Here is a 23,011-nt window from a genome sequence, read left to right as displayed (position 1 = left end):
GTGAGGTGATTACTCAAGCGCAGGGGCTGACGTTGTTTGACATCTGGGACAGCCAGGTGCGGTTGCGGCCGCAGGCGGAGTTTCTCGTCTACGAAGACCACGCGTGCGATACCGTGCGGACCTGGACCTACCGGGAGTTCGACGAGGAGATCAACCGCACCTCCAATCTGTTCTTGTCCCGGGGAATCGGGGCCGGTGACGCGGTTGCCGTCCAGCTCAACAACTGCCCCGAGCTCATCGAGTGCATCTTCGCACTGTGCCGGATCGGCGCGATCTACGTGCCGATCCACCCGGAGTACACCGTGGAAGAAGCCAGGACGATCATGGCCGATTGCGATGCGCACACGCTCGTGATCGAGCAGTGCTTCTTGGATTTCGACCCGGCTTACGGCGAGGGGCTCGACACGATCGTGGTTGGGGGAGACTGTGTCGATGTGTGCTTCACACAGCTCAAGCAGACCCAGGCCATCACCGCTCCCGCTCGGCGCGTTGAACCGATGCCGATCATGGAGATCCTCTACACGTCAGGGACGACGTCGGCGCCGAAGGGCGTGATGATCACCGAGCAGAACTTCGTCTTCTCGGGGTACTACGTCAACTGGCAACTCCAGATGCGCGAAACCGACAGGTACGTGACGACGATGGCGGCAAGCCACGTCAACATGCAGCTCAGCGCGCTGGCACCTGTTGTGACGGCGGGTGCCACGCTGGTCCTGCTGCGCCGATACTCGGCCAGGCGCTTCTGGACGCAGGTGCGCAAGCATGGCGGGACCCTCGTGCAGGCCATGGCCATGATGGCGAAGACCATGATGGCTCAGCCGGTGAGCCCGGGTGAGACCGAGCACGACGTGCGGGAGGTCCACTACTTCCTGCCCATGTCAGCCGCGGACAAGGAGCGTTTCGAAGCTCGCTTCAACGTGCGCCTGCTCAACAACTACGGCTCGACCGAGGACCTGGTGGGGGTGGTGACGGACTATCCCACCGGGCCCCGCAACTGGCCATCGATCGGCCGTGTCGGCCCCGGCTACAACGCGCGGATCATGGGTGACGACGGCGAGCTCGGGCCCGGCCAGGTGGGCGAGATCCAGATCCAGGGGGTGCCCGGCGTGTCGCTCATGGCGGGCTACTGGAAGAAGCCCGAGCTCACGGCGCAGACCCTCGTGGACGGCTGGCTGCGCACCGGCGATTTCGGTTACGTCGATGAGGAGGGGTGGATCTACTTCACCGACCGTCACACCGACATCATCAAGCGCTCGGGGGAGAACATCTCGTGCGCCGAGGTCGAATCGGTCCTCGCCCGTTACCCGGGAATCGCTGAGGTGGCGGTGGTCGGCGTCGAGGACTTGATTAGGGATCAGGCCGTCAAGGCCGCGATTGTCGCCGAGCCCGGGGCCAGGATCGACGTCGATGACCTCACCGAGTTTTGCCGGAGCTATTTGGCCTACTTCAAGATCCCCACCGTTATCACCTTCCTCGACGCCCTTCCGCGCGGCACGTACGGAAAAGTCCTCAAGTCAGAACTCAAGTAGATACAGTGAAAGGAATTGAACAATGACGATCAAGACCGAGATGGTTGGACAGACCTTTGGTCCGTTCATCCGCGAATACACCTTCCGTGATCTTGAGCTATTTGCCCTGGGTTGCGGTGCGGGAATTGACGGCCGCGATGGCCTGGAGTACCTCAACGAGAAGGACGAGCGCAACCCGCAGCTCAAGGTCCTGCCGATGTTTGGAGCCATGCTCATTGTTGATTCGGAAGTGACCCGGACCATCGACTACGGCTATAACTACGCCGGCTCCCTGCACTGGGGGTTCGACATCCGCTTCCACCAGCCGATCACGAAGATGGCCGACACCGTGCAGACCAAGGTCAAGCTCGAAGGACTCTACGACCGCGGTGAGGGGCGGGGCCTGCTCGCCCAGCATATCGGCGACACCTACGATTCGGACGGCAACCTCCTGTTCACGAACGAGTCCTGGGACTGCCTCATTTACGACGGCGGCTGGGGCGGCCCGGCCGCGCCGAAGGACATCGTTGACATGCCCGAGCGCGAGCCGGATGTCGAGGTGGCCGAGCGCATTCCTGAGAACCAGGCGCTGATCTACCGCCTGTCGGGTGACTACCACCCGCAGCATATCGACTGGGATTACGCGGCAGCCAACGGCGAACCGCGCCCGATCCTCCACGCGATCTCGTATGCGGGCATTGTCATGCGCCACGCGATCAACGAGTTCATGCCGGGCGAACCGGAGCGCATCAAGCGTTTCAAGACCCGCATCACCTCGCCCGTCCACCCGGGCACCACGCTGAAGACCCAGCTGTGGAAGGTCGGTCCCGGCGAACTGCGCTTCCGCCTGGTCGACGTCGACGTCGAAGAGACGGGCGCGAAGCCGCACCTGAACTGGGGAATCATCGAATTCGAAGGGTAGAACGCGTTGGATCCCATGAGTGGGTCGAGCCAAAGAAAGGAGTAACCGTGAACAACGAGCAAAAAGTCAGCCTCGACGATATCGGGATGTCGCCATTCCTCGTGCGGCTCACCGCGTTTTCTGCCGGTGGCCCGTTCCTGGAGGGCTACGTCCACGCGATCATCGGCGTGGCCTTGCTCAAGATGGTTCCCGACCTGGGTATTGACGATACCTGGAAGGGAATGATCGGCGTTGCCGCCCTCGTTGGTCTTTTCTTTGGCGCCATCTTCGGTGGTTACTTGACGGACCTCATTGGCCGAAAGCGGATGTTCATCATCGACGTGATGTCCATTGCGGTGCTCTCGGTCCTGTGCATGTTCGTGAGCGGCCCACTCATGGTGGTCCTTTTGCGTTTCCTTATCGGCGTGGCCGTTGGCGCGGATTACCCCATTGCCACGTCCATCATCGCCGAATTCACCCCGCGCAGGTATCGGGCGATCACGATGGGTTTCCTCGCGGCCGTGTGGTACCTCGGCGCGAACGCCTCGTACCTGGTGGGCTACTTCCTGCTTGACATCGACAACGGTTGGCGGTGGATGCTCGGCTCGTCGGTCATCCCGTGCGTCGTCATCCTTCTTGGCCGCTGGTCGATCCCGGAATCGCCGCGGTGGCTCATGTCGAAGGGGCGCCACGAGGACGCGGCGAGGATCGTACGCGAAACCTTCGGCCAGAACGTGGTGATCGAGGACGAGGTGGCCGAGCATACGTCCTACTCCGCGATCTTCCGCCGGCCCTACTTCAAGCGCATGATCTTCGTCGGGATCATTTGGCTGTGCCAGGCCATCCCGATGTTCGCGGTCTACACCTACGGCCCGGATATCATCGCCGCCTTCGGTCTGGGCGAGGGCAGGGCTGCCCTCATCGGGGAGCTGGTCATCGGCACGTTCTTCATGCTCGGAACGATCCCTGCGATGTTCCTCGCGGAGTACTGGGGCCGCCGCCCGCTGTGCATCTGGTCCTTCGTCATCATGACGGGCGCCCTCGCCATCCTGGGCGTCGTGCCCGCCACCTCGATGGCCTTCGTCATCATTGTTTTCGGCATCTACGCCTTGGCGTCGGGCGGGCCCGGCAATCTGCAGTGGCTCTACCCGAACGAGATCTTCCCGACCTCAATTCGGGCTTCAGCGATGGGCACGGCGATGGCCTTCTCACGCATCTCTACCGTGATCTCGATCTTCGTCCTGCCCGGCTTGCTGTCCACCTACGGCAATGGCCCGATGATGGTCGCCGGCGCGCTGATCTCGCTCATTGGCCTCATCGTCTCGATCGCGTGGGCGCCCGAGACCCGCGGCCTCACCCTGACCGAGGCCGGTTCGAGCGAGTGGAAGGAACGGTAATGTACAGCATCGATGTGCGGGTGGTGGGCTCGTGGAAGGCGAACTGCTACCTGTTGCAGTCCGACTCCGGCGTCGTCATGATCGACCCGGGAGCTGAACCCGAGGTACTCCTTCGCGCCCTGGGGGAGCGCAAGCTGGAGGCCATCCTCCTCACGCACTGCCACTCCGACCACATCGGGGCAGTCAACGAATTGGTCGCCGCCACGGGGGCTCCCGTCTACATTGGCGTGCACGACGCCGTCGGCGCAGCTGACCCCCGACTGTCCGGGTTCGCCGACGAGGGCTCGGACTACGCGGTCGAGGAGGTGACGGCCGAGTGGGACGATGAGACGATCTTCAGCTGGTCGGGCGGCAGGCTCCACGTGATCGCCACACCGGGCCACACGCCAGGATCGATCTGCCTCCTCGACGCCGACAACGAGGTGCTCTACACGGGCGACACGCTCTTTTCCAACGGGATCGGCTCCACGCAGTACGCGCGGGCAAACAGGCGCGACCTGCTCACGTCGCTCAAGAAGCTGGGCACCCTGCCCGACGACATCCGGGTGCTCCCTGGGCACGGGCAGCCAACCACGATGGGAACAGAAAAGCTACGAAATCCGTATTTGGTATGACATCGACCCGGTGTCATACACCCCAAGCTCGCCGGCCGACCTGACGGGCCGGGGCACGAAGTCAAGATGAGGAAGGAGGTCAGTGATCAGGTCATGAGCGTACTCAGGAATCTTTTCCAGGAAGCAGTCAACATCGTTGGGCGGAAGCCAGATGGAGCGCAGGAGCACGGAACCCTCGATGGCGTCCACCAAGCGCACGATCGACACGTCAGACGGGATCTCGCCTGCCTTCTTGTAGTACCACAAGCCTTGGCGCAGGGTCTCCAGCGGGTCGGTGCAGACGTACCGGCACGCTTGCTGGACCACGGGTACATCCGTGGGCGCCTCGACGATGAGTCGGCGGATGGCGGCAGAGTATCGGCCGAGGTAGGCGTGCATGCGCGCGTCAATTTCCTCGAAGAGCACGTCGTACAGGGTCTTCCCCGTGAACTGGCGGCGGGGATAGGCGTGATGAAACGCCGTGAGCAACAGGGTTTCGGCGGTAGGCCAGCGCGAGTACAGCGAGGACTTCCCAACGCGTGCGCGTTCGGCGACCTTCGTCAGATTAAAGCCGCTCCAGCCGGTTTCGCCGTAAAGCAGGAGGGCGGCGTCGTAGACGCGCTCGTGAAGAGAGAGCGTCGCTTCTTCCTGAGGCGCCGTTATCGACAACGAGGTCACTCCCTTCTTCCCGTCGTTGGAAAAGTACAGACAGTCTAACCCTTACCAAGAACCGACAACAGACCAAATAGCAAGACAGGCACCTTCGCGGGTGCTGACAACTACCGAAAATCACAGAAGGAGTGGAAATGTCCATCATCGTGGCATACAAGTACGCGGGTAATCCGCAGGACGCGAAGGTCAGTTCCGACGGCGTCGTCGATTGGGCGCGAGTGAAGAAGGCGGTGTCCGAATACGACCCGGTCGCGGTGGAGCTCGCCAAGAGCCTCGCCGCCGAGGGCGCCGGCGAGGTCGTCGGCGTGTGCGTGGGCGGGGCGGACGTCGCCTCGTCGCTGGCCAAGAAGAACGCCCTGTCCAAGGGGCTCGACCGCGCGCTCGTGGTGGCCGACGACGCGACCGCGGACTGGTCGAACACGCAGACCGCTGCGGCTCTCGCCGAGCTGGTCAAGAGGGTCGATGACGTCAAGGCCGTCTTCACCGGCGACGCTTCGGTGGACGAGGGCGCCGGCGTCATGGGTCCGCTCCTCGCGGGCGCGCTCGGCTGGCCCTGCCTGCTCGAAGTCCTCTCGGTTGAGACGGCCGGCGACGGCGTGAAGATCCGCCAGCGCACCGAGTCCGGTACCCGGACGGTCGAAACCTCCGGGCCCGTGGTGCTGAGCGCGGCCACGGACGCGGTCGAGGTCAAGGCCGCGTCGATGAAGGAGATCCTTGCGGCGGGCAAGAAGCCGCTGGAGACCGTTGCCCTGGCCGACCTCACGGTGGCGGAGGTGGGCCGCAACGTCCAGGCGGCTCGCCAGCCTGAGATGCGCGAGCGCAAGAAGATGGTTTTTGAGGGAGACAACGCGGCGGCGCAGCTGATCGACGCGCTCAAGGCCGACGGTATTTTGTAAAGGAGAGAACACATGTCGACCATTATTGCTTTGAATTCCAACGTCTCGACGATGCTTGCCTGGGCGAACGAACTGCCCGGTGAGGCCGCCGTCATCTCTGTCGGTTCTCCCGACCTGCCGATGGCCCACGCCGACGTGGCGCTGGGCGAGGGCGTCCCGGAGGAGGCCGTCGCTGCCGGCCTCGCCGCCCACGTCGACACCACCGGCTTCGTCTTCCTGCCCGCCACCCCGGCCGGGCGCGTGTTTGCCGGCGCGATCGCCGCGGCGGCAGGCCTGCCCGTCGTCACCGGCGCCAAGGGCGTGCGCGATGGCAAGGTGCTCGCCGCCCGCTTCGGCGGCATTGTCGAGGAGGAGATCGGAGCCCCCGCCGTCGTCCTCGTCTCGGGAGGCGCGCCGGTTGAGGGCGAGCCCGTGGCCGGAGATCCGCTGGCTGCCGACGCCGCCGATCTGCGCGTGAGCGCCACCGAGAGCGCCGAGACCAAGTCGGTCAACCTCGGCGCGGCGAAGAAGATCGTGGCTGTGGGCCGCGGCTTCAAGAATGAGGACGACCTCAAGCTGGCCTTCGACCTCGCCTCCAAGATGGGTGCAGAAGTGGCCTGCTCGCGGCCGATCGCCGAGGGCAACAACTGGCTCGGGCGCGACCGCTACGTGGGCGTATCCGGTCAGCACGTGACCCCCGACCTCTACCTCGCCGCCGGCATCTCCGGCCAGATCCAGCACACCGCGGGCATGAACGAGGCCAAGACGGTCGTCGTCGTGAACTCGGACAAGAACGCACCCTACTTCGAGCAGGCCGACTACGGCATCGTGGGCGACCTGTACTCGGTGCTGCCGGCCCTGACCGAAGCGCTGTAGCCATGGCAGAGGTGGATTTCGACGTCATTGTGGTCGGCGGCGGCGTGGCAGGATCAGTCTGTTCCTACCTGCTCGCCAAAGACGGCTATGAGGTTTTGCTGATCGAGCGCGGTGTCGAGCCGGGGTCGAAGAACCTGTCCGGCGGCGTGTTCTACTGCCGCGTCATGCAGGAGATCTTCGATAACTTCCTCGAGGAGGCACCCATCGAGCGCGTCATCACGCGCAATTGCCTGAGTTTCCTCAACAAGGACAACTTCGTCAACATTGACTACTGGGACGGCCGACTGAGCGAACCGGTCAACGCCGTGACGGTGCTTCGCGCGAAGTTCGATCCGTGGCTCGCCGAGCAGTGCGAGAACGTGGGCGTGACCGTCATGCCCGGCGTCAAGGTCGACGAACTGGTTCGCGACGGCGGCCAGTTCGTGGGCGTGCGCGCCGGCGAGGACGAGCTACGCGCTCATGTCGTGGTGGCAGCCGACGGCGTCAACTCCTTCCTCTCCCAGTATGCGGGCATCCGCGCCAAGGAGCCGAAGGAGAACCTGGCCGTGGGCGTCAAGTCGGTCATCGCCCTCGACCCGGAGGTGATCGCGGAGCGCTTCAACCTGACGGGCGACGAGGGCGCGGCGTACGCCGTCGTGGGTGATTGCACCCAGGGCGTGGCCGGAGGCGGCTTCATGTACACCAACCGCGACTCCATCTCGATTGGTATCGTGGCCCGCCTCGACGACCTCGAGAAGTCGGGCAAGAGCTCCTCCGATTTGCACGACCACTTCCTCACCCACCCGGCGATCGCGCCGTTCCTCAAGGACGGCGAGCTCCACGAATACGGGTGCCACCTGGTGGCCGAGGGCGGGAAGAAGATGCAGCACGACCTGGTCCACCGCGGACTCCTCGTCATCGGAGACGCCGCGGGATTCACGCTGAACACGGGCTTTACCGTGCGCGGCATGGATCTCGCGGCAGGCTCGGCCCGCGCCGCGGCCTCGGTGATTTCCGACGCGCTCAAGGCCAAGGATTTCTCTGCCGAGGCGCTGGGGAAGTATGTCGAGGAGTACAACGCCTCGTTCGTCGGCAAGGACATGGACACCTATGCCAAGGCCCCGGACTTCCTCGAAAACCCGGCGATGTACGGGGACGTGGGGGAGCTGGTCGCAGACGTCCTCCACGGCGTCTACAACCACGACCTCACGCCGCGTAAGCCGCTGCTCAAGGTCGTCATGGGCGCGGTGAAGAGGTCTCGCCTATCCCTGGCGGGGCTTGCGAAACTCGGTATCAGTGCTGTGAGGTCGATGTAAGATGGCAAGCTTCGAACCGGGAACGATCAATGATCGTTTGGCGATGAACGTCTACGAGATTGACGAGGGCAATCCCCACATCGTGGTCAACCAGGAGCGCGTGCGTGAGACCGGCGCGGCGAAGCTGTTGGTCAACGTGTGTCCGGCCCACGTGTACTCGGAAGAAAACGGCGAGGTTGCGGTGGAATACGCCGCCTGTCTCGAATGCGGCACGTGCCTTGCGGTCGCCCCGCCAGGGACGCTGACGTGGCACTACCCGGCAAGCTCGATGGGAGTGGTCTACCGCGAGGGGTAGGAGCGCCGGGCGTTTGAAAACACTGGACGATTCCGGGGCGATCTTCGTATATGCGCAGATCGCCCCGGAATCGTCCAAAGTTTTTTAATCTGGCCGAGCGATGAGGGGCGCCCAGGAGAGTAGCCCCTCCGCAGCCCCTGCCCTTGGTGCCAAAACGCGCCGACGCGTCGCAAGTTACGGTTTAGTAACAATGATCACGGGCGCCCGCATCTTCGCGCACCAGGGCGTCAGGTGCCCGACCACGCGATGGACAACGAGTCGCTAACTTACCCTACCGTTGGGTAACTTGCGTTAGTCTGTCCACATGATTGGCCTCGTTGACCACCGCCGGAGCGTCACCTCCACTCAGGACGTGCTGGGCACCCTCGCGCACGCCCCGCACCTGACCACGATCCGTGCCGACGTCCAGATCCGCGGCCGCGGCCGCCTGGGCCGCACGTGGGAGTCGGGCGCGGGCCGCTCGCTGCTCGCCTCCACGCTCGTGGTTCTTCCCGCCACTGCCGCCCTGCGCGAGCGCGGCGGCTTCCTCACCCTCATCGGCGCGCTGTCGATGCGCGCGGCCCTCGCCGACTTCGGCGCGCCCGCGAAGGTCAAGTTCCCCAACGATGTGGTCATCCGCGGCCGCAAGATCTGCGGCGTGCTTGGGGAGTTCTACGCCGACATGTCCGCCGCGCGCGGGGAGCTTAGCGCCGCGATTGGCGTGGGCGCCAACGTCTTCCAGGAGGGCGACGAGCTATTTGAGGGCGCCACCTCGCTTGCCGCCGAGGGCCTCCTTCCCGCCGAGGACCTCCGTCCCGACGACGCCGACCCCGCCGGCATCCTCCTCGATCGCTACCTTGCCGAGCTCGCGGCGCGGGTCGAAGCCTTCGCCGCCGATCCGAACGCCCCCGCCACTGCGCCCATCATCGCCGAGCTCAACGTCCACCTCGCCCAGCGCGGGCAGCAGGTGAGCGTGGCGGGCCGCACCGGCGTCGTTGACGAGATCGGGCCGGACGGCGAGCTCATCCTCACCGCCGCCACCGCCCCCGCGTCCACCAGCGTCCCCGCGCCCAGCGCTCGACCCGAGGTGGCCACCCCCGCACGCATTCGGGTCTACCCGCACGAGGTGGCCATGTTCGCCGAGCACAACTGCTGACAGAAAGGACCTCAATGAAGATCCTCATCGCCAACCGCTCCGAGATCGCCCTGCGCGTGATCCGCACGGCTACGGAGCTGGGAATCGACACCGTGGTCGGCTACGCGGACGCCGACTTCGACACCCCGTTTACGCGCGCGTCCGGTGAGGCCCACGCACTCGGTGGCGACACGCTGGCCGAGACCTACATGAACGGTGACAAGCTCATCGAGCTCGCGCGCGCCACCGGCGCCGCCGCCGTCCACCCCGGCTACGGCTTCCTCTCCGAAAGTCCAGAGTTCGCCGAGGCCGTCGTGGCTGCGGGCCTGACGTGGATTGGGCCGTCGGCGGACACGCTGCGCGAGCTGGGGGACAAGATCAGCGCTCGCCAGCTGGCCGAGCGCGTTGGCGTCCAGCCGGTGCCGGGTATCTCCGAGCAGATCAGCGGCCGGGCCGAGGTGGAGGACTTTGTGGCCCGCTGGGGCTACCCGGTCGTAACGAAGAAGGCCGACGGGGGCGGTGGGCGCGGCATCACCATCATTCGCGACGACGCCGGGCTCGACCACTTCTTCCAGGCCGCCGGCCCCGACCCGCAGGGCGTGTTTGTGGAGAAGTTCCTCGAGACCGCACGGCACGTAGAGACTCAGTGCATGCGCGACGTCCACGGCAACTTCGCCGTGGTCTCCACGCGTGACTGCTCGGTCCAGCGCCGCAACCAAAAGCTCATCGAGGAGGCCCCCGCGCCTGGGCTCACGACCGAACAGGAGGCGACGCTCGAGCGCTACTCGCAAGCCCTGTTCGACGGGGCCGGCTTCGTGGGGCTGGGCACGTGCGAGTTCCTCGTGGGGGAGGAGATCTTCTTCCTCGAGGTCAACCCGCGCTTGCAGGTGGAGCACACGGTGTCCGAGGAGATCACGGGCCTTGATCTTGTGGCCGAGCAGATCCGTATCGCCCGCGGCGAGGCCATCAGCCCGGTCCCATCCCCGCGCGCGCATTCCTTCGAGTTCCGCATCACGTGCGAGGACCCGGCGCGCGACATGCAACCCTCGCAGGGCACCGTCGCGGCCCTCACCTGGCCGCTCGGCCACGGCGTTCGTATCGAGACCGGGGTGGTGGCCGGCGACGTCGTTACCTCCGGTTTCGACTCGATGCTCGCCAAGGTCATCGTCACTGCTCCCACGCGCGACGCCGCCATCGCCCGTTCCCTGCGCGCACTCGGCGAGTTCCGCCTGGACGGGCTGGCCACCCCGGTCCCGCTCTACCGTGACATCATCGCCGACCCCGACTTCGCCGCCCTCCACTACTCCACGCGCTGGTTCGAGGAGTCCTTCCTCCCCGCCTGGAACGCCGAGCATGCCGAGCACGCTGGCACGACGCCGGCGCCCGCCCCCGCGGAGGCGCCCGCCGAGCGGCAGACCTTTACCATCGAGATCGACGGGCGTCAGGCCACCCTCACCGTGCCCAAAGGCATGTTCGCCCAGGGAGCGCCCCAAACCCCGCGTCCTCAGCCCCTGCGCCGCTCCTCTCGCTCCAGGACGGTGCCAGAGGCTGGAGAGGCGGCCAGCGGCGACGTCCGCTCGCCGATCCAGGCGATCGTGGTGCGGGTGGTGACGGAGCCGGGTGCCGTCGTCGCCGAAGGAGACCTGCTGGTGGTGCTCGAGTCCATGAAGATGGAGAGCTACGTCTATGCCCCGCTGGCCGGCCGAGTGGAGGACGTGGCCGTGGAGGCCGGCTCGAACGTGGCGGCCGGCACCGCCCTGCTGACCATCACCCCCGAAGAGAAGGAGTGACCATGTCTCACATTGTTGACGAATCCTTAACGATTGACACTACCTCGCGCGAGATCGACCGGGAGGCCTTCATCGCCTACGCCGCCTCGCTCTCGGTGAAGGCGGAGGGCAAGGCGCTCGAGCGCCAGCACGCCAAGTCAAAGCTCACGGCCCGCGAGCGCATCGCCACCCTCCTGGACGAGGGCAGTTTTTCCGAGATCGGCCAGTTCGTGGGCGGGAATGTGGCCCAGGGCTTTGCCGGCGCGGCGGTGGTGTGCGGGCTGGGCACGATCGGCGGGCGGCGCGTGGCCGTCTACGCCCAGGACTTCTCGGTGCAGGGCGGCACGCTCGGCGAGGCCGAGGGTAACAAGATCATCGCCACGATTGACAAGGCACTGTCCCTGCGTATCCCCGTGATCGGGATCATGGATTCGGGCGGCGCGCGCATCCAGGACGGCGTGGTGGCCCTTGGCCAGTACGGACGCATCTTCAAGCGCACGTGCGCCGCCTCCGGCGTTATCCCGCAGATCTCGTTGATCCTCGGCCCGTGCGCTGGGGGAGCGGTGTACTCCCCGGCCTTGACCGACTTCATTATCATGACCCGCGAGACCTCGCACATGTTCGTCACCGGCCCGGACGTGGTGCGGGCGACGACGGGCGAGGACGTCTCCTTCGCCGACCTCGGCGGGGCGCAGGTCCACAACTTCCAGTCCGGCGTGGCCCACTACCTGGCCGAGGACGAGGAGGACGCGCTCGACTACACCCGCACGCTTCTCACCTACCTGCCAGCGAACTGCGACGACCAGGTCCCCGCCTACGACTTCGACCTGGCGCTCGCGCCTGCGGCCCCCGCGGACCTGTCGGCCCTGGTACCCGAATCGACGAAGGTGCCCTACGACGTCGTCGAAGTTATCGAAGCAATCGTGGACTATGGCGAGTTCGTGCAGATCCAGGAGTTCTTCGCCCGCAACATCGTGATCGGCTTCGCCTGCATCGAGGGCCGCTCGGTGGGGATCGTGGCGAACCAACCACTGCACGACGCCGGCACGCTCGACGTGGACGCTTCGGAGAAGGCGGCCCGCTTCGTTCAGTTCTGCGACGCCTTCAAGATCCCCGTGGTCACGCTGGTGGACGTGCCGGGCTACCGGCCGGGCACCGAGCAGGAGCAAGCCGGTATTATTCGCCGCGGCGCGAAGCTCATCTGGTCTTATGCCACCGCCTCGGTGCCGCTGGTGACCGTCATACTGCGTAAAGCCTACGGAGGGGCCTACATCGTCATGGGCTCCAAGTCGTTGGGCGGGGACCTCGTCTACGCCTGGCCCGGCGCCGAAATCGCGGTGCTCGGGGCCGACGGCGCCGTGGCGATCGTCCACCGCCGTGAGCTTAAGGCCGCCGAGGCTGAGGGTCGTGGCGACGAGGTGTTCGCCGAGCTGTCCGCCCGCTACACCCGCGAGAACGTCAACCCCTACCTGTCCGTGGCACGCGGCGAGCTCGATGGCATCATTGCCCCGAACGCCACCCGCTCCACCATCGCGGTCTCGCTCGAGGCCCTCCAGTCCAAAACCACCATCCACCAGGGCCCTGCCCGACACGGCAACATGCCGATGTAGCCCAAGGAGAAACATGTACGAGATTCATGACCCCTACGTCCTCCAGTTCGCCGGCCAGGCCACCCCGTGGCGTGCCGCCCTCGCCGAGGCGGCCGAGGATCCGGCGATCCGCGACACCCTCGAGCGGCTTCAGGCCCGCGCCGAGGAGCTGCTGGCCTCGGTGTTGCCCGAGCTGACCCGCATCTGCGCCGGCCCGCTCGACCTGCTGGCCACCACCTCGGGCGAGGCCTTCGCCTCCGTGCCCGGCATCTTGCTGGCTCAGTATGGTTCCTACCTCGACCTCCCGCTCGGCGCGCAGCCGCAGGCGGTGGTTGGCCACTCGCAGGGCGTGCTCGCCGTTCACATGCTCGCCTCCGAGCACAAGGCCCACGTCCTCGCCCTGGCCCGCCTGATTGGCGCCGCGGCCACCCAGGCCACCCGTGCTGAGGGTGCCTCCCGCTTCGGCGAGCTCACCCCGATGTTGGCCGTGCGCGACGCGCCCGAGCGTGTGCTGTCCGAGGTGGCCGCCCGTCACGGCGCCCAGATCGCCATCCGCAACACGGCCACCTCCTTCACCCTGGCCGGCTTGCCCGCCTCGCTTGAGGCAGTGCGCCGCGACCTCGACGCCCTCGCCAGTGCCGAGGCCAAGGCTCGCACCGAGAAGACGATCGGCGGCGCTGCCCTGACCCCGATCACCGAGTTCCTCGACGTCTCCGCGCCCTTCCACTCCGCCCTGCTCGCGCCCGCGCTCGAGCAGGTGCTCGCCTGGGTGCGGGCCTGCGGCTGGGCCGAGGATGCCACCGATCCCATCGACATGCACGACGTCGAGCGCCTGGCCGCCGCCGTCCTCACCGACCGCCTTGACTGGGACAGTGTCTTTGCCGAGGCAACTAAGGGCGTTGGCTGGGTGGTCGACCTTGGCCCCGGCACGGGCCTGGCCCGAATCACGCGGGACAACGTGCGTGGGCGGGGCATCGGCGTCGTGAACGCGGGCTCTGCTGACGCGCGCGACGCGCTTGCCACGAAGGATGCCTGGGTGCCGGGAGAGGACTGGTCCGCGTTCGCCCCGAAGCTCGCCATGATCGACGACGGGCGCGTGGTGGTCGACACCCGCTTCACGCGCCTGACCGGCCGTGCCCCCGTGCTGCTCGCCGGCATGACCCCCACCACCGTGGAACCCGAGATCGTGGCCGCCGCCGCGAACGCCGGATACTGGGTGGAGATGGCTGGAGGCGGGCAGGTCACGGAGGAGGTCTTCGAGAAGAACCTCGCCGGGCTGGTTGCCGGGCTCGAGGAGGGCCGCACCGCCCAGTTCAACGCGATGTTCATGGACCGCTACCTGTGGAACCTCCAGTTCGGCACCCAGCACATCGTCTCCCGTAACCGCCAAAGTGGAGCCCCGCTGGACGGGGTCGTGATCTCGGCCGGCATTCCCGAGACCGAGGAGGGCGTGGAGCTGGTCGAGCGCCTGCGCGGCGAAGGATTTACGTACGTGGCCTTCAAGCCCGGCACGATCGGGCAGATCCGCCAGGTGCTGAAGATCGCCCGCGCCACCACCGCCCCGATCCTCATCATGGTCGAGGACGGGCACGCCGGAGGCCACCACTCGTGGGAGGACCTCGATCAGCTGCTGCTCGACACCTATGCCGAGATCCGCGCGCAGGACAACACGGTGCTCATCGTGGGCGGCGGTCTGGGCGTGCCCGAACGCGCCGCAGGCTTCCTCACCGGCACGTGGGCGCTCGAGCATGGCCCGGTGCCCATGCCCGTGGACGCGATCATGATCGGCACTGCCGCGATGACCGCGCGTGAGGCCAAGACCAACGACGACGTCAAGCAGCTCCTCGTCGACACCGCCGGCGTTCCCGTGGATCGCAACGCCGGATGGGTGGGCCAGGGCGCCGTGGACGGTGGGGTGACCTCCGGCCTGTCGCACCTGTTGGCGGACATGTATGAGATCGAGAACTCCGCCTCGCGCGCCGCCCGGCTTATCGTGGAGGTTGCCTCCGACCCCGAGGCGCTCGTCACCCGCCGCGCCGAGATCATCGGGGCGATCGACGCCACCGCCAAGCCTTACTTCGGCGACCTGGAGGACATGACGTACGCCGAGGTGCTGCGCCGCTTCGCCGAGCTGTCCTACCCGTTCACCGACCCGTCGTGGGCCCAGCGCTTCTTCGAGCTGGCCCAGCGCGTGGAGGCCCGCCTCTCGCCCCAGGACTCCGGCGAGCTCGTGTCGATGTTCGATAGCGTGGAGGCGGTCGCCGACCCGGCCGCGGCCATCGACAAGATTGTGGCCGCCTACCCCGACGCCGAGCGCGTGGAGGTCACCACCTTCGATGCGGCCTGGTTCGTGGAGCTGTGCCGCAAGTACCCCAAGCCGGTGCCCTTCGTGTCGATCATTGACGCTGATCTGTTGCGCTCGTGGGGCACGGACGGCCTGTGGCAGTCCCACGATCCGCGCTACACCGCCGATCAGGTGCGCATCATCCCCGGCCCGGTGTCGGTGGCCGGCATCACCACGGTCAACGAGCCCGTGGCCACGATCCTCGCCCGCTACGAGGACGCCACGATTGAGGCGCTCGGGGGCGAGGCGGGTGAGCGCCGCTTCTCGCGCGCGTTTGCCACGGTGGAGGACTACCTGCGCGGGGCGGAGAACATCTCCTGGCACGGTCATGTCATCACCAACCCCGCCCGCGTGGTCGAGAACTACGACATCGTGGCCACCGACGCCGGCTATGACATGGTCATCCACCTCGACACACTGTGGGATGGCAGCGGGGTCCGCCAGCACGCCGTGCGCGAGTTGCGCGTGCCGTTCCGCATCCCGGCCGGCGCCTCGACCGGCGCGATCCCGGTGGTCGACGACGAGCGGCTGCCCGCGGCCATGTTCGCTCTCCTCGCGGTCACGGCCGGTGTGGGGGCGCAGAACGTGCTGGGCGACCACATCGGCGAGCTGCCCGCCATCACCGACTCGGCTGATTCACAGTTCGGCGAGGCCCACTACCGCTTCTCCTTGCGCCCCGAACTTGGCGCCCTGCACGCCGGCGTCACTGCCGACCTGCCCGGCTACAAGCTCGCGCCGATCGTGCCCTCGGCGGTGCTTGGCATGTGTTGGCCCTCTATCTACGCCGCCCTCGGCTCGGCTTTCGTGGGGGACTACCCCGTCATCGAGGGCCTGCTCAACGCGGTCCACCTCGACCACACCGAGGACCTCGATACCGATCGGCTCGCGGGCCTTGACCACCTTGACGCGCGCTCGCGTTGCACGTCGCTGACCGAGTCGAGCTCGGGCCGGGTTGTTGTCGTCGAAACCGAGCTCAGCCACGACGGGGAGCGGGTGGGCGCGTTCACCGAGCGCTTCGCGATCCGCGGGCGAGTGTTCGGCACGGACCTGCCCGCCGACCCGCCGTACGCGGGCGAGGTGGAGCGCGAGATCCGCGACACGCCGCGCTCGCTGCTGCGCCGCGTCACCGTGACCGCGCCGGCGGACATGACGCCGTTTGCAATGGTTTCGGGCGACTATAACCCCATCCACACCTCCTACCGGGCCGCGAAGGTGGCCGGCATGGACGCGCCGCTCGTGCACGGGATGTGGCTGTGCGCCGCGGCCCAGCACGCGGTCAGCGCCACGGGCGAGGACGGCAAGCGCTGGCACATCGCCGGGTGGACCTACCGCATGTACGGCACCGTGGACCTGAACGACGAGGTGGAGATCAGCGTGGAGCGCGTGGGGGCGGTTGACGCCGGCGGGCTCATCCTCGAGGTGACCTGCCGCGTGAACAAGAACGTGGTCTCCGTCGCCTCGGCCCACGTCACCCCGGCCGTCACCGCCTACGTCTACCCGGGCCAGGGAGTGCAGAGCCAGGGCATGACGCTCGACGAGCGCGCCACCTCGCCCGCCGCCCGCGACGTGTGGGAGCGCGCCGATGCCCACACCCGCTCCGCGCTCGGCTTCTCGATCCTGACAATCGTGCGCGACAACCCCACCGAGATCATCGCCGGCGGCGTGGCCTACCGCCACCCGCAGGGCGTGCTCAACCTGACCCAGTTCACTCAGGTGGCACTCGCGACCGTTGCCTTCGCCCAGAGCGAGCGCCTGCGCGAGGCCGGCGTGCTCGTGGAGGGCGCCTACCTTGCGGGCCACTCGCTTGGCGAGTACAACGCCCTGTCCGCCTACGCCGGCATCTTCCCGCTCGAGACCGTCATCGAGATCGTCTTCCACCGCGGCTCGACCATGCACAATCTCGTGCCGCGCGATGCCGAGGGCCGCTCGAACTACCAGATGGCCGCTCTGCGCCCCAACCAGTTCGGGGTGGGCGACGCCGACGTGGCCGCCTACGTCGCCTCGATCGCCGAGGCGAGCGGGGAGTTCATCGAGATCGTCAACTACAACTTGGCCGGCGAACAGTACTCGATCGCCGGCACGGTGGCGGGCCTGGCCGCGCTCGCGGCCGACGCCGAACGCCGAACCGAGGAGGCCGGCGGGCGCAGGCCCTTCATGCTCGTGCCCGGCATCGACGTACCGTTCCACTCCAGTGTGCTGCGCGGCGGGGTGGCGGACTTCCGCGAGCTCCTGCAGGGCCTCCTGCCGGAGCAGATCGACCCGGCGGTGCTCGTGGGGCGCTACATCCCCAACCTCGTGGCCCGCCCCTTCGAGCTGACCGCCGACTTCCTTGACTCTATCCTCGAGGTGGTGCCTGCCGACTCGGTGCGGGCTCTGCGCGAGCGCTGGGACGACGTCGACCTCGCCTCCGAGGCGGGGACGATCACGCGCGAGCTTTTGGTCGAGCTCCTGGCCTGGCAGTTCGCCTCCCCGGTGCGCTGGATCGAAACCCAGGACTACCTCTTTACCCCGCGCCCGGACGGGGCCGGCGTGGAGAGCTTCGTGGAGGTCGGCCTTGGGGCCGCACCGACGCTGGCTAACCTCGCCGCCAAGACCCTCGCCCAGCCGCGCCACGCCTCGGCCTCCGTGGCGGTGGCCAACGTCCAGCGCGATGCCGCCCCCGTCTACTTCACCGACCAAGCGGTCGCGGCCGAGCCCGAAGCGGCAGATGAGATCGCGGAGGCACAGGCGCAGGCTGGCGAGGCCCCCGCAACGCAGGTCCCCGTGGCTCCCGAGCCGACCCAGCCCGCACCCGAACCGCACGCCGCACCCGCGCAGGTAGGTGCGGCCACGGCGTCGCCGGAGGACCTGGCGTTCGCGGCGGCGGACGCGATTACGGTGCTGCTGGCGGAGTCGAACAAGATCAACCTCGACCAGGTGGGCGCGGCCGACACGGTGGAGTCGCTGACGAACGGCGTGTCCTCCAAGCGCAACCAGGTGCTCATGGACATGTCCGCCGAACTCGGCCTCACGGCCATCGACGGTGCGGCGGACGCGAGCGTGGCCGAGCTGTCGGCCACGGTCAACAAGCTCGCCCACAACTACAAGCCCTTCGGGCCCGTCCTGTCCGATGCGATCGGCGACAGGTTGCGCAAGCTGTTTGGCGCGGCCGGCGTCAAGCCCGACCGTGTGGGCGCCCGCGTCCGCGAGGCATGGGCGCTTGGCCACGGCTGGGGTGCGTGGACCACCGCGGTGCTACTGCTCGAGACCCGCGAGGGCAAGTCCGCCCGCGGCGGGGAGCTGGCCGGTCTGCCCGGTTCACCCGCCACAGCCGCCGAGGTCGACTCCCTCATCGACGCCGCCGTGGAACGCGTGGGCGCCCTGCGCGGGGTGAACGTGGTCAAGCCGAGCGCAGGCGGGGCGAGCGGCGGGGTCGTGGATTCCGCGGCACTCGACGCCTTCTCCTCCCACATCACCACCATCCTCGCCGACAACGCCCGCGACCTGCTGGCCCGCCTCGGCGACGCCGCCCCCGTTGCGGCTAACGAGGCCAGCGACGAGGCCGTGGTGGAGGCCGTGAGCGCCGAGCTCGGCGCGAACTGGGTATCCCAGGTGGCGCCCGCCTTCGACGCGAAGAAGGCCGTGCTCCTCAACGACCGTTGGGCGAGTGCCCGCGAGGACCTCGCCCGATTCGCGGCCGGCGCCGCCGAGCTTCCCGCCGAGGCCACTTTCGTGGGCACTGGTGCCGAGGTGGCCCGCCAGGCCGAGTACTACGCGGACATCGCCGCGTCCGACGCCGACCGCGTGCGTCTGCTCCAGGTGGCGACCACCGCGCGTGACGAGAGCGCCGGGGAGTTCTCCGGCAAGGTCGCGGTGGTCACGGGCATGACGCCGGAGTCTATCGGCGGCGGCGTCGTGGCACGCCTGCTCGCCGGCGGCGCGACCGTCATCGCCACCGCCTCCCGCGTGGACCAGGCGCGCCTACTCGCCGGGCGCAAGATCTACCGCGAGAACGCGCGCGGGGACGCGGCCCTGTGGCTCGTGCCCGCCAACCTCGCCTCCTACCGCGACATCGACGCGCTCGTGGACTGGATCGGAAACCCCGTGCGCGAGACCGTGGGTGGGGCGACCGTGGAGAAGAAGTCCGCGATGATCCCCGACCTCCTCTTCCCGTTCGCCGCGCCGCGCGTGTTCGGCATGATGAGCGACGCCGGGGGCGCGGCTGAGATCCAGACCCGCCTCATGCTGTGGGGCGTGGAGCGCTTGCTCACCGGGCTCGCCGCCATCGGCGCGGACACCGTGGTGGGCCACCGCCTCCACGCCGTGTTGCCCGGCTCGCCCAACCGCGGAACCTTCGGCGGCGACGGCGCCTACGGCGAGGTCAAGGCAGCCTTCGACGCCGTGGTGAACAAGTGGCACGTGGAGCCGTGGGCGCAGCGCGTGAGCCTGGCCCATGCCCGCATCGGGTGGGTGCGCGGCACCGGCCTCATGGGCGGCAACGACCCGCTGGTCGCGGCCGTGGAGGAGCGCGGCGTGCGCACGTGGTCCACCTCCGAGATCGCGGGCGAGCTGATCGCCCTTGCCACCGACGACGCGCGGGAGCGCGCGGCGAGCGCGCCGATCGACGCCGACCTCACCGGCGGTCTGTCGAACATCAACCTCGCCGAGCTCACCCGCCAGATCGAGGCCGCGCCCGCGGCCGCGACTAGCTCCGAGCGCCAGGGCGGCACCATTTCGGCACTGCCGCGCCCGCAGGTGGTGGGCCTGCCCGAGTACGCCGATGTGTGGGGCAGTGGCACCGCCCGCCCCGAGGACACGATCGTCATCGTGGGGGTTGGCGAGGTGGGCCCGTGGGGCTCGGCCCTCACCCGCCGCGCCGCCGAGCTCGGCATCAGGGCCGACGGCGACGTGGACCTCACCGCTGCGGGCGTGCTCGAACTGGCGTGGATGACCGGCCTGCTCACCTGGCACGAATCGCCGAAGGCCGGCTGGTACGATGCCGAAGACAACCTGGTGCCCGAGGAGGAGATCTTCGAGCGCTACCGGGACGAGGTGGTGGCCCGCTCCGGCATCCGCCGCCTCACCGACGACGGCCCGATTCAGGCCGGCGGCACGGTGGACATGGTGACCGTCTTCCTCGACAAGCCTGTCATCTTCACGGTGGCCACCGAGGCCGAGGCACGCGCCTACGAGGCGGCCGACCCGCAGTTCACGCAGGTCGCAGCCCCGCAACCGGGAGAGTCGGAGTGGTCGGTGACCCGCATCAAGGGCGCCACCGCACTCGTACCGCGCAAGACCACCCTGTCCCGCTTCGTGGCCGGCCAGCTGCCCACTGACTTCGACCCCAGCCGCTGGGGCATCCCGCAGTCGATGGTGGAATCGGTGGACAAGATGGCGGTGTGGAACCTGCTGACCACGGTCGACGCCTTCATCTCCGCCGGCTTCACCCCGGCCGAGCTGCTGGCCCACATTCACCCCACCGAGGTCGGCTCCACTCAGGGCACCGGTTTTGGCGGAATGAGCTCGATGCGCAAGCTGTTCGTGGAGCGCTTCCGCGGGGAGGATATCCCGCAGGACATCCTGCAAGAGACCCTGCCGAACGTGGTTGCCGCACACACCATGCAGACCTACGTGGGCGGCTACGGCGCCATGGTCCAGCCGGTGGCAGCGTGCGCCTCGGCCGCTGTCTCACTCGAGGATGGCGTGGACAAGATCGCAGCCGGCAAGGCGAAGTTCGTGGTCACCGGCGCGGTGGATGACCTGTCGGTGGAGTCCCTCGAGGGCTTCGGCTTCATGAACGCCACCGCGGACTCCGCCTCGCTCGAGGCCCAGGGGATCGCCGACCGCTTCTTCTCCCGCGCCGGCGACCTGCGCCGCGGCGGCTTCGTGGAAGCCATGGGCGGCGGCACCGTGCTCATCGCCCGCGGCGACCTCGCCCTCGAGATGGGCCTGCCCGTCTACGGCGTGGTCGGCTACGTCCAGACCTTCGCCGACGGAGCCCACACCTCCATCCCCGCGCCCGGGCTCGGCGCGCTCGCGGCCGGACTCGGCGGACGGGATTCCCGCCTGGCCCGCCAGCTCGAGGCACTCGGGGCGAGCGTGGACGACGTCGCAGTGCTGTCCAAGCACGACACCTCCACGAACGCCAACGATCCCAACGAGGCCGAGCTCCACGTTCGCCTCGCCCGGGCGCTCGGGCGCAGCGCGGGCAATCCGCTGCACGTCATCTCACAAAAGACACTGACTGGGCACTCGAAGGGTGGCGCGGCACTCTTCCAGATCGCGGGCCTGACCGAGGTGCTCGCCACCGGCGTGGTGCCGGGCAATCGTTCGCTAGACAACCTCGACCCGGTCTTTGCTGAGGACCCCTTCCTCGTGTGGCTCCGCGAGCCACTCGACCTCGGCAAGCGGGGCCAGATCAAGGCGGCGATGGCTACCTCGCTCGGATTTGGCCACGTGTCCTCTCTCCTGGCGATCCTTCACCCGGGCGCCTTCGAGGCTGCGATTCGGCGGGCGCACGGTTGCCAGGCCGCCGATGCGTGGCGCGCTCAGGCGGAGGCTCGCCTCAAGGCCGGCGCCCGCCACCTCGAGCAGGGCATGGTGGGCAATCGGGCCCTGTTCGAGCCGATCGCCTCGCGTCGCTTCGGCGCGGAGCGTCCCGGCTACGACCCGCACGAGGTAGAGGCAGCGATGCTCCTCGACCCGGCGGCCCGCCTTGGCGAGGATGGGCTCTATGCCTAGCGGGCTGGGGGTGGACCTGGTCCACATCCCCACGTTTGCCGAGCAGCTCGCCGCGCCGGGCACGCACATGGCCCAGGTCTTCTCCGGGGCCGAGATGCGCGGAGCCCGGCGGCGGGCGGCGGCTACCGGCGCCGACGTCGCCCACCACCTCGCCGCCCGCTGGGCCGGCAAGGAGGCCTTCATCAAGGCCTGGTCCTCGACGCTCGTCGGCCGTCCGCCCCTGATCGCGGAACAGGACGTCAACCTCACCGAGATCCAGGTCCTCTCCGACCCCTACCACCGCCCCTACATTGCCCTCACCAGCGCCATCAAGGAGGCCTTCGGGGATACCGACATCCTCCTGTCCCTGTCCCACGACGGCGACTACGCCATCGCCGTCTGCCAGATATCAACCAAAAATAAGGAATACTCATGACTCAGAACTCATCAACCGTCCCCGCCAGCTCCGCCCCCGCTGCCTCCGCCTGCGCGCGCACAACCAAGGCGGGAATTGCCCGCAACGCCCTGGCCATCGGCGCCGGAGTGGTCGTGCTCGCGATCGCCGCCCAGCTCGCCATCCCGTTCAAGCCCGTGCCGGTCACCATGCAGACTCTCGCAGTGGTGCTCGTGGGCTGGGCCCTCGGCGGCGGGCGCAGCCTCGCGGCCGTCAGCATCTACGGCGCGATGGGCGTGGCCGGCCTGCCGATCCTCTCCGCCGGAACGGCGGGCATCTCCCCGTCCACCGGCTACCTGCTCGGTTTCATCGTGTCGGCCGCCTTCGTGGGCTGGATGCAGTCGCGCCAGCCCCTGGCCGGTCTGCGCGCCCTGGCGGTCTTCGCCGTGGCGCTCGCCATGCCGTACATCCCAGGCCTCATCTGGCTCTCGGCCTTCACGGGCATGGGCGCGCCCTGGTCAGCCCAGGTGCTCGCCGCTGGCATGACACCGTTCATTCCCGGCGACATCCTGAAGCTCGTGGCTGCCGCCGCGGTGGCCACCGGCGCCACGGCCCTGCGCCGCTAAGAGCAGCGCGGGGGCCGTCCGAGCTTCGGCCGGATTGCGCCCCCGCGCCCGCTTTGTCCTATCC

General features: G+C 67.9%; 15 protein-coding genes. 14 read left to right on the top strand and 1 reads right to left on the bottom strand.

What is annotated here, in order from left to right; all coding sequences use genetic code 11:
• The first annotated feature begins 5 nt into the window (after positions 1-5).
• From HMPREF3174_RS00315 to HMPREF3174_RS00300, 4 genes are read left to right on the top strand one after another with little or no spacing between them, the layout of a single operon-like run.
• Entirely contained in the window at positions 6-1,529 is a 1,524-nt protein-coding gene (locus tag HMPREF3174_RS00315) for an AMP-binding protein (RefSeq protein WP_246783041.1), read from the top strand.
• Positions 1,530-1,551: 22 nt separating this feature from the next.
• The gene (locus HMPREF3174_RS00310; protein WP_070444968.1) at positions 1,552-2,430 is read left to right on the top strand and encodes a MaoC/PaaZ C-terminal domain-containing protein; all 879 of its coding nucleotides are present in this window, start codon (positions 1,552-1,554) and stop codon (positions 2,428-2,430) included.
• A gap of 47 nt (positions 2,431-2,477) precedes the next feature.
• A complete protein-coding gene (locus HMPREF3174_RS00305) occupies positions 2,478-3,806 on the top strand; it encodes an MFS transporter (protein WP_246783040.1) in 1,329 nt (442 codons plus the stop codon).
• Positions 3,806-4,420 (top strand): MBL fold metallo-hydrolase, encoded by a 615-nt coding sequence (locus HMPREF3174_RS00300; RefSeq protein WP_070444965.1) that lies wholly within the window; start codon positions 3,806-3,808, stop codon positions 4,418-4,420. The genes HMPREF3174_RS00305 and HMPREF3174_RS00300 overlap by 1 nt, the downstream gene beginning before the upstream one ends.
• On the opposite strand, the gene HMPREF3174_RS00295 is transcribed toward HMPREF3174_RS00300, so the two are convergent.
• The gene (locus tag HMPREF3174_RS00295) at positions 4,397-5,068 is read right to left on the bottom strand and encodes a TetR/AcrR family transcriptional regulator (RefSeq protein ID WP_160326880.1); all 672 of its coding nucleotides are present in this window, start codon (positions 5,066-5,068) and stop codon (positions 4,397-4,399) included. The genes HMPREF3174_RS00300 and HMPREF3174_RS00295 overlap by 24 nt on opposite strands.
• A gap of 137 nt (positions 5,069-5,205) precedes the next feature.
• Between HMPREF3174_RS00295 and HMPREF3174_RS00290 the strand changes: the two genes are divergently transcribed.
• From HMPREF3174_RS00290 to HMPREF3174_RS00245, 10 genes are all read left to right on the top strand, one after another.
• The gene (locus HMPREF3174_RS00290; RefSeq protein ID WP_070444959.1) at positions 5,206-5,967 is read left to right on the top strand and encodes an electron transfer flavoprotein subunit beta/FixA family protein; all 762 of its coding nucleotides are present in this window, start codon (positions 5,206-5,208) and stop codon (positions 5,965-5,967) included.
• Positions 5,968-5,979: 12 nt separating this feature from the next.
• The gene (locus tag HMPREF3174_RS00285) at positions 5,980-6,822 is read left to right on the top strand and encodes an electron transfer flavoprotein subunit alpha/FixB family protein (protein WP_062613904.1); all 843 of its coding nucleotides are present in this window, start codon (positions 5,980-5,982) and stop codon (positions 6,820-6,822) included.
• A gap of 2 nt (positions 6,823-6,824) precedes the next feature.
• Positions 6,825-8,117, top strand: a complete 1,293-nt coding sequence (locus HMPREF3174_RS00280) for an FAD-dependent oxidoreductase (protein ID WP_070447290.1) — start codon at positions 6,825-6,827, stop codon at positions 8,115-8,117.
• 1 nt (position 8,118) lies between these two features.
• Positions 8,119-8,412, top strand: coding sequence for a ferredoxin family protein (locus HMPREF3174_RS00275; protein WP_070444956.1), 294 nt, complete (start codon positions 8,119-8,121; stop codon positions 8,410-8,412).
• A 304-nt stretch (positions 8,413-8,716) separates the two neighbouring features.
• Entirely contained in the window at positions 8,717-9,547 is an 831-nt protein-coding gene (locus tag HMPREF3174_RS00270) for a biotin--[acetyl-CoA-carboxylase] ligase (RefSeq protein ID WP_070447289.1), read from the top strand.
• Between the two features lie 14 nt (positions 9,548-9,561).
• Positions 9,562-11,316 carry an acetyl/propionyl/methylcrotonyl-CoA carboxylase subunit alpha gene (locus HMPREF3174_RS00265; RefSeq protein ID WP_083281007.1) on the top strand — a complete coding sequence of 585 codons (1,755 nt, stop codon included), beginning with the start codon at positions 9,562-9,564 and terminating at the stop codon, positions 11,314-11,316.
• Between the two features lie 2 nt (positions 11,317-11,318).
• A complete protein-coding gene (locus HMPREF3174_RS00260; protein WP_070444950.1) occupies positions 11,319-12,905 on the top strand; it encodes an acyl-CoA carboxylase subunit beta in 1,587 nt (528 codons plus the stop codon).
• A gap of 13 nt (positions 12,906-12,918) precedes the next feature.
• Positions 12,919-21,948 (top strand): type I polyketide synthase, encoded by a 9,030-nt coding sequence (locus HMPREF3174_RS00255; RefSeq protein ID WP_070447286.1) that lies wholly within the window; start codon positions 12,919-12,921, stop codon positions 21,946-21,948.
• Entirely contained in the window at positions 21,941-22,363 is a 423-nt protein-coding gene (locus tag HMPREF3174_RS00250) for a holo-ACP synthase AcpS (RefSeq protein ID WP_068538482.1), read from the top strand. Before HMPREF3174_RS00255 ends, HMPREF3174_RS00250 begins: the two co-directional genes overlap by 8 nt.
• Positions 22,360-22,947 carry a biotin transporter BioY gene (locus HMPREF3174_RS00245; RefSeq protein WP_070447283.1) on the top strand — a complete coding sequence of 196 codons (588 nt, stop codon included), beginning with the start codon at positions 22,360-22,362 and terminating at the stop codon, positions 22,945-22,947. Before HMPREF3174_RS00250 ends, HMPREF3174_RS00245 begins: the two co-directional genes overlap by 4 nt.
• Positions 22,948-23,011: the final 64 nt, after the last annotated feature.

Origin of the sequence: Trueperella sp. HMSC08H06, from assembly GCF_001808465.1 — a bacterium.
GTDB lineage: Bacteria > Actinomycetota > Actinomycetes > Actinomycetales > Actinomycetaceae > Trueperella > Trueperella bernardiae.
Note: the sequence above shows the minus strand (reverse complement) of the source record. Positions and strands in the feature narration are given on the sequence as shown.

Bases quoted from the DNA above. Each gene is read 5' to 3' on its own strand.
- HMPREF3174_RS00310 (WP_070444968.1), top strand. From the start codon at position 1,552: ATGACGATCAAGACCGAGATGGTTGGACAGACCTTTGGTCCGTTCATC.
- HMPREF3174_RS00300 (WP_070444965.1), top strand. From the start codon at position 3,806: ATGTACAGCATCGATGTGCGGGTGGTGGGCTCGTGGAAGGCGAACTGC.
- HMPREF3174_RS00290 (WP_070444959.1), top strand. From the start codon at position 5,206: ATGTCCATCATCGTGGCATACAAGTACGCGGGTAATCCGCAGGACGCG.
- HMPREF3174_RS00285 (WP_062613904.1), top strand. From the start codon at position 5,980: ATGTCGACCATTATTGCTTTGAATTCCAACGTCTCGACGATGCTTGCC.
- HMPREF3174_RS00280 (WP_070447290.1), top strand. From the start codon at position 6,825: ATGGCAGAGGTGGATTTCGACGTCATTGTGGTCGGCGGCGGCGTGGCA.
- HMPREF3174_RS00275 (WP_070444956.1), top strand. From the start codon at position 8,119: ATGGCAAGCTTCGAACCGGGAACGATCAATGATCGTTTGGCGATGAAC.
- HMPREF3174_RS00270 (WP_070447289.1), top strand. From the start codon at position 8,717: ATGATTGGCCTCGTTGACCACCGCCGGAGCGTCACCTCCACTCAGGAC.
- HMPREF3174_RS00265 (WP_083281007.1), top strand. From the start codon at position 9,562: ATGAAGATCCTCATCGCCAACCGCTCCGAGATCGCCCTGCGCGTGATC.
- HMPREF3174_RS00260 (WP_070444950.1), top strand. From the start codon at position 11,319: ATGTCTCACATTGTTGACGAATCCTTAACGATTGACACTACCTCGCGC.
- HMPREF3174_RS00255 (WP_070447286.1), top strand. From the start codon at position 12,919: ATGTACGAGATTCATGACCCCTACGTCCTCCAGTTCGCCGGCCAGGCC.
- HMPREF3174_RS00250 (WP_068538482.1), top strand. From the start codon at position 21,941: ATGCCTAGCGGGCTGGGGGTGGACCTGGTCCACATCCCCACGTTTGCC.
- HMPREF3174_RS00245 (WP_070447283.1), top strand. From the start codon at position 22,360: ATGACTCAGAACTCATCAACCGTCCCCGCCAGCTCCGCCCCCGCTGCC.